Annotated in this window: 10 protein-coding genes; 3 read left to right on the top strand and 7 right to left on the bottom strand. The window is 64.2% G+C overall.

What is annotated here, in order from left to right:
• Position 1 precedes the first annotated feature (1 nt).
• The 6 genes from AT959_RS00230 to smc are packed head-to-tail and all read right to left on the bottom strand — an operon-like array spanning position 2 to position 9303.
• Positions 2–703: a class I SAM-dependent methyltransferase gene (locus AT959_RS00230; RefSeq protein ID WP_066879168.1), complete on the bottom strand. Its 702-nt coding sequence runs from the start codon at positions 701–703 to the stop codon at positions 2–4.
• A complete protein-coding gene (locus AT959_RS00235) occupies positions 703–1248 on the bottom strand; it encodes a hypoxanthine-guanine phosphoribosyltransferase (RefSeq protein ID WP_066879171.1) in 546 nt (181 codons plus the stop codon). The genes AT959_RS00230 and AT959_RS00235 overlap by 1 nt, the downstream gene beginning before the upstream one ends.
• Positions 1248–2120, bottom strand: coding sequence for a UTP--glucose-1-phosphate uridylyltransferase GalU (gene galU / locus AT959_RS00240; RefSeq protein ID WP_066879173.1), 873 nt, complete (start codon positions 2118–2120; stop codon positions 1248–1250). Before galU ends, AT959_RS00235 begins: the two co-directional genes overlap by 1 nt.
• Positions 2120–4504: an NAD-dependent DNA ligase LigA gene (gene ligA / locus AT959_RS00245; RefSeq protein ID WP_066879176.1), complete on the bottom strand. Its 2385-nt coding sequence runs from the start codon at positions 4502–4504 to the stop codon at positions 2120–2122. The genes galU and ligA overlap by 1 nt, the downstream gene beginning before the upstream one ends.
• Positions 4504–5790 carry a cell division protein ZipA C-terminal FtsZ-binding domain-containing protein gene (locus AT959_RS00250; RefSeq protein WP_066879179.1) on the bottom strand — a complete coding sequence of 429 codons (1287 nt, stop codon included), beginning with the start codon at positions 5788–5790 and terminating at the stop codon, positions 4504–4506. The genes ligA and AT959_RS00250 overlap by 1 nt, the downstream gene beginning before the upstream one ends.
• A complete protein-coding gene (smc, locus tag AT959_RS00255) occupies positions 5791–9303 on the bottom strand; it encodes a chromosome segregation protein SMC (RefSeq protein WP_066879182.1) in 3513 nt (1170 codons plus the stop codon).
• A 126-nt stretch (positions 9304–9429) separates the two neighbouring features.
• Between smc and AT959_RS00260 the strand changes: the two genes are divergently transcribed.
• On the top strand, positions 9430–9903 hold the full coding sequence (locus AT959_RS00260; protein WP_066879185.1) for a nucleoside deaminase: 474 nt from the start codon (positions 9430–9432) through the stop codon (positions 9901–9903).
• Here AT959_RS00260 and AT959_RS00265 read toward each other — a convergent pair.
• Positions 9900–10277 carry a hypothetical protein gene (locus tag AT959_RS00265; protein ID WP_066879188.1) on the bottom strand — a complete coding sequence of 126 codons (378 nt, stop codon included), beginning with the start codon at positions 10275–10277 and terminating at the stop codon, positions 9900–9902. The genes AT959_RS00260 and AT959_RS00265 overlap by 4 nt on opposite strands.
• A 59-nt stretch (positions 10278–10336) precedes the next feature.
• On the opposite strand from AT959_RS00265, the gene dapC reads away from it, so the two are divergent.
• Together dapC and dapD are read left to right on the top strand one after the other, a co-directional pair.
• Complete coding sequence (gene dapC / locus AT959_RS00270; protein WP_066879189.1) at positions 10337–11527, top strand: succinyldiaminopimelate transaminase; 1191 nt, start codon at positions 10337–10339, stop codon at positions 11525–11527.
• A gap of 16 nt (positions 11528–11543) precedes the next feature.
• Entirely contained in the window at positions 11544–12359 is an 816-nt protein-coding gene (dapD, locus tag AT959_RS00275; protein ID WP_066879191.1) for a 2,3,4,5-tetrahydropyridine-2,6-dicarboxylate N-succinyltransferase, read from the top strand.
• Positions 12360–12387: the final 28 nt, after the last annotated feature.

Consider the following 12387-nt stretch of genomic DNA (forward strand, 5'->3'; position numbering starts at 1 on the left):
TTTATTTTTTCCTTTCGGCCAGCAACGAAGCCAGCACCGGCACGACGTTCTTCAACGACGGGTGTGAATTGCGGAATTTGCTCATCGCCAGCGTATTGTCGTCAAGCTTGCGATACAAGGCATGCCGGCGTTCGGCAGTGAATGGCAGGTCGCGCAGCGTCTTGCCGCCGTGATAGCCGACCAGCGTATCGCGGCCGATATCCTTGGCCTGCCAGGGAATCACCGTGCGGTCGACGAAATGCAACGCCTGTACGCTGGGCAGGCTGGCCGCCAGTTCGGCGACGGCGCGGTGGATTTTCTCGCGATAAGCCACCACCGCCTGCCCGGCATCGCTCGGCGCGGCACCGGTGACCTCGGCCGGCGCGCCCATCAACCAGCAGACCACCGTATCCGGCGCGAAGCCTTCAAGCTGGGCCCGCTGTTCGCCAGTCAGCGCCGTGACCTCGGCCTGCAGCAACTGCACCGCCGGATCGGCGACACGGGCCTGCGTCGCCGCCAGGCACTCGGCCAGCGAATCCAGCGCCAGCACTTGCAAGCCGCGGGCGGCCAGGGCCTGCGTCGCGTAACCGACGCCGCAGCCAATCTCCAGCACCCGCTGCCCGGGGACCAGCCCGGCCATCCATTCGTAGTCGCCGCGGCGGACGTAGTTCAGCCCTTCGGCCTCCCAGTAGCCGAGGAACTCGGCAACCGTTGCCCCGCTCATCAGTCTTCCTTCATGGCGTAAATGGCCGGCAGATTGCGCCAGGCGCCATCGACATCCATGCCGTAACCGAAGACGAAGCGATCCGGTACGGTCAACCCGACGAAATCGGCCGAAATGGGCTTGGCCTTGCCATTCAGCTTGTCGGTAAAGACGGCGAGCAAGACTTCGGCGGCGCCGAGGCGCGTCAGGCTTTCCTTGACCGCAGCCAGCGTCACGCCCTCATCGAGAATATCGTCGACGACCAGCACGCTACGCCCCTTGACCGAGGTCCACGGCGCCATCCGCCAGGAAATCTTGCCCCCCTGCGTTTCCGGGCCGTAACGGGTAGCGTGCAGGTAATCGAAGTCGAGCGGAAAATCGAGCTTGGGCAGCAGTTGACCGCAGAAGATCACGCCGCCGGTCATCACGCAGAGGACCAGCGGATTCTTGTCGGCCAACTGGCCGCGAATGCGACCAGCCACCTGCGTCAATGCCTCCTGCACCGTTGCTTCGGAGTGAATAAGCTCGGCCTCGGCCAGCAGCTTGCGGGCTTTTTTCTCGTCCATCAGTTCCCCAGCGTCTTCAGGTAAGCATCGAAGGCCGGGCCGACTTCCGGGTGGCGCTGGCCAAAAACGACCGTCGCCTGCAGATAGCCCAGCTTGGAACCGCAATCGTAGCGGGTTCCGGCATAACGGTAGGCCAGCACCTGCTCTTCGGAGAGTAGCGAGGCGATGCCGTCGGTCAACTGAATCTCGCCGCCGGAACCCGGTTTGATATTTTCCAGATGGTGGAAGATGCGTGGCGTCAGGATGTAGCGCCCGACGACGGCCAGCGTCGACGGCGCCTCTTCCGGCTTCGGCTTTTCGACGATGGCATTCACCTGTTCCAGGCGATCGGCCACGCTGCGCGCATCGACGATGCCGTAGCTCTTGGTGTCGGCCCGCGGCACATCCTGCACGCCGAGCACCGAGCAGCGGTAGTAGTCGAAGGTGTCGGTCATCTGCTTCATCACCGGCACCTTGTCGCCATCGAGCAGGTCGTCGGCGAGCAGCACGGCAAACGGCTCGTCGCCGATCACCGGCTTGGCGCACAGTACGGCATGGCCGAGACCAAGCGCTTCGGCTTGGCGGATATAGATGCAGTTGATGTTCTTCGGAATCATGTTGCGGACGAATTCCAGCATCTCGTCCTTGCCGCGTGCCGCCAGTTCCGATTCCAGCTCGTAGGCCTTGTCGAAATGGTCCTCGATGGCGCGCTTGGAACGACCGGTGACGAAAATCATGTCGGTAATACCGGCCGCCACCGCTTCCTCGACCGCATACTGGATCAGCGGCTTATCGACGATGGGCAGCATTTCTTTCGGGCTGGCCTTGGTCGCCGGCAGGAAACGTGTGCCCATGCCGGCCACCGGGAATACGGCCTTTCTGACTTTTTTCATTATTTATCTTCCTCTTCCAGCAATTTCAACAATTCTGTTTCGTCGATGACCATCACGCCCAGTTCCACTGCCTTTTCCAGCTTGGAACCGGCTTCTTCGCCAGCCACCACGTAATCGGTTTTCTTCGATACCGAACCGGCCACCTTGCCGCCGGCAGCTTCGATCATCGCCTTCGCCTCGTCACGCTTCAGGGTTGGTAGCGTGCCGGTCAGCACCAGGGTCTTGCCGGCCAGCGCGGCCACCAGGGCTTCCTGAGCGGTCACCGCCGGCAGTGCGGCCAAGAGTTCGTCGCGACGAGTCGCCACCGCCGCCAGCAAGCCGCGGTTGCCGCGTGCCTGCAACCAGTCGCTGAGCGCAGTAATGAGCTCGCCGGGAATGCCGGCACTCGACAACGCGGCGCCATTGATCCCCTGCGCCGCCAGCGTCGCCCCGTCGATCACGTTGGCCAGTTGCTTGGCCCGCACCGGCGTCAAGCGGGGCACGCCGAGCACCGCGTACAGTTCGCTCCAGGCCAAGCGTTCGGCCAAGGCGGGCCGCGGCGGGTGCTCGTCGGCCGGTGCGACACCGATTTCCGGGCGCAGCAGCTCGTCGACCGCCTGCACATTGCGCTCCTCAGCGAAGAAATCGGCAATCGCCGCCGCCACCGTCGCGCCGATATCCGGCAGCACCGCCAATAGCGGCGCCGGAGCCCGGCGCACACGCTCGACGCTACCCAGCCAGTCGGCCAGCGTCTTGGCGGTCGACTCGCCGACGTGGCGGATACCCAGTGCGAACAACAGTCGGGCCAAGCTCGGCCGCCGACTGGCGGCAATGCCGTCGAGCAGGTTTTCGGCCCAGCGGGTCGGCACCTGGCCGGCCTTGACCGTTTCGGGCAGGCTGCCGTCACGCTCGTCGGCGCGCCGCTTCATTTCGAGCAGATCGTCAAGTTTCAAGCGATAGAGGTCGGCGATGCCATGCACGTAGCCAAACTCGACCAGACGCTCGACATAACGCTCGCCGAGGCCTTCGATATCCATCATACGACGCCCGGCAAAATGCAGGATCGCCTGGATGCGTTGGGCGCTGCATGCAAAACCGCCGGAGCAGCGGGTCACCGCCTCGCCCGGTTCGCGCACGACGTGTGCGCCGCAGACCGGGCAGGCGTCGGGCATCGCGAAAGGTTGCGCATCGGCCGGCCGGCGCTCGGCGACGACGCCGACCACCTCGGGAATGACATCGCCGGCGCGGCGCACGATCACCGTATCGCCCACGCAAATACCGCCCTTGCGCTCGACCTCGTCAGCGTTGTGCAGCGTCGCATTGGTCACCGTGACGCCGCCGACGAAAACCGGCGCCAGCCGCGCCACCGGCGTCAGCGCCCCGGTCCGGCCAACCTGGATGTCGATCGCCTCGACCACGGTCAACGCCTCCTGCGGCGGATATTTATGTGCCACCGCCCAGCGCGGCTCGCGCGAGCGGAAACCCAGGCGCTGCTGCAGTTCCAGGCTATTCACCTTGTACACCACACCATCAATGTCGAACGGCAGCCGCCCCCGCAATTCCGCGATTTGGCGGTGGAAGGCGGCCAGCGCCTCGCCCCCCGCCAGCACGGCGCGATGTTCACAAACCGGTAGGCCGAAGGCGGCCAGCGCGTCGAGCACGCCAGCGTGGGTTTTTGGCATTTCCCAGCCGTCGACTGCACCAAGGCCATAGGCGAAGAAACATAGCGGCCGACTCGCGGCGATCGCCGGATCGAGCTGGCGGATGCTGCCTGCCGCGCCGTTGCGCGGATTGACCAGGGTCTTGTCGCCACGCGCGGAGGCCGCCGCGTTGTAGCGTTCGAGATCATCGCGCCGCATATAGACTTCACCGCGCACTTCGAGCAGTGGCGGCGCATCACCCGCGAGGCGCAGCGGAATCTGGCGCAGCGTGCGCAGATTTTGCGTAACATCCTCGCCGGTCACGCCGTCGCCGCGCGTCGCACCGCGCACCAGCACGCCGTTCTCGTAGCGCAAGCTGATCGCCAGGCCATCGAACTTGAGCTCCGCTGCGTACTCGATGGCCGGCGCTGTGGGCGGCAATTCCAGCTCGCGCCGGATACGAGCATCGAAATTCAACGCACCGCTCGACTCGGTGTCGGTCTCGGTCTGGATCGACAGCATCGGCACGTCGTGCCGGACCGGCTGGAATTTCGCCAAGGGCTGCCCACCAACCCGCTGGGTCGGCGAATCGGCAGTCAGCAGTTCGGGATATCGCTGTTCCAGCACCTGCAATTCACGAAACAACAGGTCGAACTCTGCATCGGGAATTGTCGGGGCATCCAGGACGTAATAGGCATGGTTGTGCGCCTCAATGTCGGCGCGCAACTGGGCGGCGCGTTGCGCCTCCGGGACCGGCACCGCCATCAGGAGAACAGGCGCCGAGCCTGGGCCGATCCAGCGGGCAAGCCGAAGCCGAGCATCGTTGCCTGCGGCTTGCCGATGAATTCGCGACGGATATGGTCGAGCTGTGCATCCGACAGCGGCTGGCGATTGTCATCGACCAGAGCGCCGTTCAAGGTATCGGCAAAACGCTTGGCTAGTTCAGCCATCTGCTGGAAGACACGCTCGCCGTGATCGACGCGCGGCACATCGAGCAGGAATGTCAGGCCATGGGTCGTCAACGTGCGCACGGTATCGGCCGTGAACTGCGTGCTTTCGTAATTCTGCAGACTGAACTGGGCGCGACCTTCATCGTCGTAGCGGGTAAACAGGCCGTCGATGCCGAGCACCATGCCGGCCGCTTCGGCCAGTGCGCGGATCTTGGTGCCGGAAAATGCACTGCCGCGGCTGACCAGATTGATGCCGATTTCGAGGTCGACCGCAGCGCAGAAGCGATCAATTTCCGCCGCCTGATCGAGTACGCGCGATGACGGCATATCGGCCACCGCCATTAGTTCATCGGACAGGGCCCGGATTGCGTTGGTGAAAATGGTCAGATCGCCCTCGGAAACCGGCCCCATCCGGTTGACCAGTTGCAGGCCGACACGCAAGCGGCGCAAGTGCAGATCATGGTCGGAGCTGAGGCGCTCCCATTCACGGGTCCGTTCGTTGAAACCGACCCAATGCAGCGGCTTGTTCAGGCGATGCAGCACATCGCGTTGAGAATGCAGGATCTGCAGCGCGGAAACCGGCTCGACCAGTTCCATGGCGACAATGAACTCGGTCCGCGGATCGAGCAGTTCCGGCGGTACTGGCGGGGCCGGCACATCGTGCAGCTCCTCGACGGCTTCGGCCGGCGGCGTGCTGCGTACTGCCTTGCGCAAGGGCATGGCCGGCGCTTCCGGTTCGGGCAGGGGTTCGGGCTCGGGTGCACAAGCTGGCTCGGCTTCGTGGGACTGTTCCAACTCCGCCTCCACTTCCTCGACCGCCGGGACGAAATCGTCGGACGGCAATGTCGGATTGGGATCGGTAAAGACGGGCTCGACCCGCTCGGCCGCCACCGGTTCATCGAGACGAATTTCCGGCTCGCTGCGTTCTGGCGCTACCGGCGCTGCCTTCGGCCCGTCACCAAGCAGCACATCGTCGTGATGCGGCTTGAGCACGGCTTCCGCCAGTTTGCGATGGCGGTATTCCTGCCATTTGTTGTAAGCGAACACGCCGACCACCGCCGCCGCGCCCAAGCCAATCAATCCCATCTGGAGTTCGGTCATTTACGCCGCATCCCTCATCTTCAAAGCTTCTTCGATATCCACTTCCACGACCCGCGAAACGCCGGATTCCTGCATCGTCACGCCGACCAGTTGCTCGGCCATTTCCATGGCGATTTTATTATGGGAAATGAATAGGAACTGCGTATTGGCGGACATTTTCTGCACCATGCCACAAAAACGCTCGGTATTAGTATCGTCCAGCGGCGCGTCGACCTCGTCAAGCAGGCAGAACGGCGCCGGGTTGAGCTGGAACATCGAGAAGACCAGCGCAATCGCCGTCAGCGCCTTTTCGCCGCCGGACAGCAAATGGATGGTCGAATTCTTCTTGCCCGGCGGCTGGGCGATGACCTGGACGCCGGCATCGAGGATTTCCTCACCGGTCATCACCAACTCGGCCCTGCCGCCGCCGAACAGTTCGGGGAAAAGTTGCCCAAAATGGCCGTTGACCGTGTCAAACGTGCTCTGCAGCAGATCGCGCGTCTCGCGGTCGATGCGGCGGATAGCGTTTTCCAGGGTTTCCATCGCCTCGTTGAGGTCAGCCGCCTGCATGTCAAGGTAGCCCTTACGCTCGGTCGCCGTTTCCAGTTCCTGCAGCGCCGCCAGATTGACCGCACCGAGATCGGCAATGGCGTTGCCGAGCCGGGTGATTTCGCCCTGCAGGCTGGCCGGCCGGGCATTGCCCAGCTCCGGCAGCAGGGCTTCCTCGTCGGCCCCGGCTTCCAGCAATTGTTGCGCGAACTGCTCGGTATTCAGCGCCGCTGCCTGCTCCTTCAGCTTCAGGTCACCAATCCGGACGCGCAGCGGCTCCAGGCTCTGCTCGATCTTCAGGCGCTGCTCTTCCAGGCCGCGCAGACCGTTGGTCGCCGCCTCCAGCGCATCGCGCTTCTCGGCCAGCGCCTTTTCCTTTTCCTGACGCAATTCGAGCGCCGCCTGCAGGTTGTCTTCCATGACATCCGGCGGCGCTGCTTCGACCTGTTCGGCGCACTGCGCCCGGTCCTTCTCGATCCGGTTCAACTCGCGCTGGGCGGTGGCCTGCTGGGCAAAGATGTCCTGCAACTTGCTTTCCGACTCGCGCAGCGAGAACTGCGCCTCGCGCAGCGCCCGATCGTAGTCCGAATTACGCTCGCGCTCGGCGCGCACGGCCCGCTCGGCTTCGTCCAGCCGGGCCTGCGCCCCGGCCACCAGCACGCGAATCCGCCCGAGGCCGTCGCGGATCTCGGCGATTCGCTCGTCGGCCGACATGTCGCGCTCGCGCTCGCTTTCCTCTTCCTCGGCCAGTTCGGCCATCTGCTCCTGCAGACGCTCCTTCTGTTCGCGATAACGCTCGATGGCCTGGCTCAGCTTGAGCACTTCAAGCTGCACGGCGTGCACGCGCTGCTGGCGGTCGGTGATGTAGTGGCGGGTTTCGGTGACTTCCTCGCGCTTGTCGTCGAGTTGCTCGTCGAGCACGGCCAGTTGCTCGCGAATGCCCTCGGCCTTTTCCTCGAAAGCGGCGACGCCTTCGGCCAGCGCTTCGATTTCGCGCTGGCGTTCGAGCAGGCCGTGTTCGCTCTTGTCGGGCGCGAAGAAGGTCAGGCTGGAACGGGTCAGGATGTCGCCGGTCTTGGTGACCAACGCGACGCCGGCCGGCAGGTCGGCCCGCACAGCCAGTGCCGCATCAAGGCTCTCGGCCGTGCGCACGCCGCCCAGCCAGTCGGCGAGCACGGCGGCCAGCGCCGGTTTGTCGCAACGCACCTGCTGGCCGAGATTACCGGCGGTGGACGTGCTGTCAGGAGCAAAATCCGTCGCCGGCGGAAAGACGACGCTCAAGCGGGCATCCGGCCGGTCGTGTAACCATTCGTCGAGCTTGGCCGGATCGTCGCAGGCAATGGCGCTCAAACGTTCGCGCAACACCGCCTCGACCGCCGATTCCCAGCCTGCTTCGACATGGATCTGCTGCCACAGCGGCAAGGCGGCATCGAGGCCGTGACGATGCAGCCATTCGGGCAATTTGCCGCTCCGCTGCGTCCGCGCCTGCATTTGCTCCAGCGCGGCACGGCGCGCCTGGCCGGCCGCCAGTTCGCGCTCGATACGCTGCAATTCCTCCTGCACTTGCCGGCGCGAGGCTTCCAGTTGCGGCAACTCGTGCTGCAACTGTTGCAGGTGGTCCTGATCGCCGGCCAGTTCCTCGCGCAGCAGCGCCAGCTCCTCTTCCTTCTCGGCCAGATCCATCGCGTCCGGCGCATCCTGCCCGCCCGCCTCGTCGCGCAGGCGTTCCCGGCGTTGGACGATGGCCTGCAGCGCCCGCTGCGCATGCGACTTGTTGGTCAGCTCGACTTCCAGCTTCTGCTCGCCATTGACCGTGCGTGCCTTCAGCCGCTGCAGTTCCTCCTGCGCCTGGGCGTGGCTTTCCTCGACCTGCGGTGCGATATTCATCTGCTGATCAAGGCGCTCTTCGGCTTCCTCGACCCGCAGGCGGGTGATTTCCTGCAACTCCTCCCAGCGCAGGCGGTCCTCGGCCAACTTTTCCGCCGTCGCCGACCACTGGGCCAGTTCGCCTTCCAGCTGGGCGAGCCGGGTTTCCAGCTGGCGCTGCGATTCGCGGCGGTGGCGGATTTCCGCTTCCAGCTTGGCGACTTCGGCATTGGCTGCGTACATCTCGCTCTGCGCCTGATGCAGGGCGTCACCGGCGGCGAAATGCGTCTCGCGCATTTCCTCGGCCCGGGCCTCGGTCTCGCGCAAGGCGGCGCTCTGCGCTTCGAGCTCAGTCGTCGCCCGCTCGACTTCCAGCGACAGACGCTGGCGTTCGGCCTCCGCTTCCCGTTTGCGCAGCAGCCAGAGGATCTGCTGGCGCTGGACCAGTTGCTCGTTCAGCGCATGGTAGCGCCGCGCCACTTCGGCCTGCGACTCCAGGCGCTCCATCTGGTTGCCCAGTTCGAGCCGGATATCCTCGACGCGCAACAGGTTTTCACGGGTATCTTCCAGTCGACCGTTGGTTTCCTTGCGGCGCTCCTTGTAGCGGCTGACACCGGCCGCCTCTTCAAGAAAGACGCGCAGGTCGTCCGGCTTGGCCTCGATGATGCGCGAGATCATGCCCTGGCCGATGATGGCGTAGGCGCGGGGCCCGAGGCCGGTGCCGAGGAAGAGATCGGTAATGTCCTTGCGCCGAACCTTCTGGTTATTGATGAAGTAGTCCGACTGGCCCTGCCGGGTCAGCAGGCGCTTGACCGACAGTTCGGCGTATTGCGACCACTGGCCCATCGCCCGGCCGAGCGAATTGTCGAAAATCAGCTCGACCGAAGCGCGCGACACCGGCTTGCGGTTCGAGGAGCCATTGAAAATGACGTCCATCATCGACTCACCGCGCAATTCCGACGCCTTCGACTCGCCCAGCACCCAGCGCACGGCATCCATGATGTTGGATTTGCCGCAGCCATTCGGGCCGACGACGCCGACCAACTGCCCGGGCAGGGCAACGGCAGTCGGATCGACGAAGGATTTGAAACCGGCGAGTTTGAGTTTGGTCAGGCGCATGGATTAAGCCAGGCGGCGCGCCAGGCGGCACCGCAACGGGGGCCGTATGATAGCATCGCAGACACGCATGACATGGCGCCCGCCCGTTTCGGGCCGCGACGCCAGGCACACGGAGAATCGGCAGCCATGAATCCGGATGATCAATTTCTCGCCCGCGCCATCAACCTCGCCCGCCAGGGCAGCACCAACGGCGACGGCGGCCCGTTTGGCGCCGTCATCGTGCACGACGGGAAAGTCATTGCCGAAGGCTGGAACCGCGTCGTCAGCAGCGGCGACCCGACCGCCCACGCGGAAGTCAATGCCATCCGCAGCGCCTGCGCCACGCTCGGTCACTTCCACCTGACCGACTGCACCCTCTACGCCTCCAGCGAACCCTGCCCGATGTGCCTTTCCGCCGCCTACTGGGCACGCATCGGGCGCATCGTCTTCGCCAACAGCCGGGCCGAGGCAGCGGCCATCGGCTTCTGCGACGACGAACTGTATGACGAACTGGGCCGCCATTTCTCGGCGCGCAGCATTGTCATGGAACATCACCCGCTACCGAATTCACTCGGCCCAATGCAAGAGTGGGCCGACAACCCAAAACATATCCCTTACTAGCGCCGCTCGACGCGAAATTCCAGGCGGTTGCCCTGGGCATCGACGCCGCTCCCCCGCCATGCCCGACAACTGATCGCCTGCCAGCGCACCGGAATCTTTCGCCCGTCGCTGCACAGCACCTCGCCCTCACCGGCATCGTCGGCGCAATTGCCCGAATTCGGTAAAGCCTTTGCGGGCAATGCCTGCCCATCGCAACTCAGACGCCCGTCCCGATCGCTCAAGGAAAAACGCCCGCCACCCCGGTTGCCCGGATAGCCCTTGCCGAGCAGTTCGCCCGGCACGTCGCTCAGGCTGCCGGTGGCCCGATAGCCGAAGGCACAGGCGCCCAGTAAAACGGGGACAAGGAGGAGGACAGCAAAGGCGCGTTTGTTCACGAGGCAGCGAAAGCGTTTTCAGGGATAATCGACATTTTTACACCCATTCGACGCTCGACGTGAATCCGCACCTCGCCCAACTCCAGCCCTACCCCTTCGAAAAGCTGCGCGCCCTGTTCGCCGGCGTCACCCCGAACCCGCAATATAAAGAGATCAAGTTGTCGATCGGCGAGCCGCAGCACCCGACGCCGCCCTTCATCATGGACGCGCTGGCACACGGCCTGAAAGGCCTGGCCAACTACCCGACGACGGCAGGTGTCCCGGCCCTGCGCCAGGCCATCGCTGCCTGGTGCCAGCGGCGCTACGACCTCGAATTGAATGCCGAAACCGAGATCCTGCCGGTCAACGGCTCGCGCGAGGCACTTTTCTCCTTCGCGCAGACGGTGATCGATCCAAGCCGTGGCCATGTTCCACTGATCGTCAGTCCGAATCCTTTCTATCAGATCTACGAGGGCGCCGCCTATCTGTCGGGTGCCGAGCCACGCTTCCTGAACAACCTGCCGGACAACGGCTTTGCCTTCGACTACGCGGCACTGTCGGAAGAGGAATGGGCGCGCGTCCAGTTGTTCTACGTCTGCTCGCCGGGCAACCCGACCGGCAAGGTGCTGTCGCTCGACGACTGGAAGACGCTGTTCGCACTCTCCGACAAGTACGGTTTCATCATCGCCTCCGACGAGTGCTACTCGGAAATCTATTTCGACGAAGCCAACCCGCCGATCGGTGGCCTGCAGGCGGCCAAGCTGCTTGGCCGCTCGAACGAGCGACTGGTGATGTTCTCCAGCCTCTCGAAGCGCTCCAACGTGCCCGGCATGCGCTCCGGCTTCGTCGCTGGCGATGCGCAGATCCTGAAGAAATTCCTGCTCTACCGCACCTACCACGGCTGCGCCATGGCGCCACCGGTGCAAACCGCCTCGATCGCCGCCTGGAACGACGAAGCGCACGTTCTCGACAACCGCGATCAGTACCGCGAGAAATTCGCTGCCGTGACGCCGCTGATCGCCGAGGTGCTCGGCACCGGCATGCCGGACGCCAGCTTCTATCTGTGGGCGAAGACGCCGATTGCCGACACCGAGTTCGCCCGTGGTCTGCTCGAACACTATAATGTCGTGGTGCTGCCCGGCAGCTTCCTCGCCCGCGAGGCCAACGGCGTCAATCCGGGCACCAATTTCATTCGTATCGCCCTGGTTGCTTCGCTCGCCGAATGCCTCGAAGCGGCCAGCCGTATCCGTCAATTCGCACAACAACTGTAAACAGAGAGAACCCCTCATGAGCCATCCGCTGCAAGCCACCATCGACGACCTCTGGGAACGCCGCACCGAGCTTTCCACCCAATCTACCGACGCCATCAAGATCATCGAATCCGTGATCGGCGACCTGGACAGCGGCAAGCTGCGCATTGCCGAAAAAATCAACGGTGAATGGGTCGTCAACCAGTGGGCCAAGAAGGCCGTGCTGCTCTCCTTCCGCACCCGCGACAACCGCGTCCAGGAAGCCGGCGACGTCCGCTTCTACGACAAGGTCGACACCAAGTTCCAGGGCTGGACCGAGGAGCAGTTCAAGGCCGGCGGCTTCCGCGTCGTGCCCGGCGCCTTCGCGCGCAAGGGTTCGTTCATCGCCAAGAACGCCGTGCTGATGCCCTCCTTCGTCAATATCGGCGCCTACGTCGATGAAGGCACCATGGTCGATGCCTGGGCCACCGTCGGTTCCTGCGCCCAGATCGGCAAGAACGTGCACCTGTCCGGCGGCGTCGGCATCGGCGGCGTGCTGGAGCCGATCCAGGCCGGCCCGGTCATCATCGAAGACAACTGCTTCATCGGCGCCCGTTCGGAAGTCGTCGAAGGCGTCGTCGTCGGCGAAAACTCAGTCATTTCGATGGGCGTCTACATCGGCCAGAGCACCCCGATCTACGACCGCGAAACCGGCGAAATCACCTACGGCCGCATCCCGCCGGGCTCGGTCGTGATCTCCGGCAACCTGCCGAAGGATGGTGGCAAGTACAGCCTGTACGCCGCCATCATCGTCAAGAAGGTGGATGCGCAGACCCGTTCGAAGACCAGCATCAACGAACTGCTGCGCGCCTAATCAACGCATCACGGACCCGGACGTCCCG

It is taken from the genome of Dechloromonas denitrificans (assembly GCF_001551835.1).
Classification (GTDB): domain Bacteria; phylum Pseudomonadota; class Gammaproteobacteria; order Burkholderiales; family Rhodocyclaceae; genus Azonexus; species Azonexus denitrificans.

Coding starts and splice junctions, on each gene's coding strand:
- ligA (WP_066879176.1), bottom strand. CDS start 4,504: ATGGCGGTGCCGGTCCCGGAGGCGCAACGCGCCGCCCAGTTGCGCGCC.
- dapD (WP_066879191.1), top strand. CDS start 11,544: ATGAGCCATCCGCTGCAAGCCACCATCGACGACCTCTGGGAACGCCGC.
- AT959_RS00260 (WP_066879185.1), top strand. CDS start 9,430: ATGAATCCGGATGATCAATTTCTCGCCCGCGCCATCAACCTCGCCCGC.
- AT959_RS00235 (WP_066879171.1), bottom strand. CDS start 1,248: ATGGACGAGAAAAAAGCCCGCAAGCTGCTGGCCGAGGCCGAGCTTATT.
- AT959_RS00250 (WP_066879179.1), bottom strand. CDS start 5,790: ATGACCGAACTCCAGATGGGATTGATTGGCTTGGGCGCGGCGGCGGTG.
- galU (WP_066879173.1), bottom strand. CDS start 2,120: ATGAAAAAAGTCAGAAAGGCCGTATTCCCGGTGGCCGGCATGGGCACA.
- AT959_RS00230 (WP_066879168.1), bottom strand. CDS start 703: ATGAGCGGGGCAACGGTTGCCGAGTTCCTCGGCTACTGGGAGGCCGAA.
- smc (WP_066879182.1), bottom strand. CDS start 9,303: ATGCGCCTGACCAAACTCAAACTCGCCGGTTTCAAATCCTTCGTCGAT.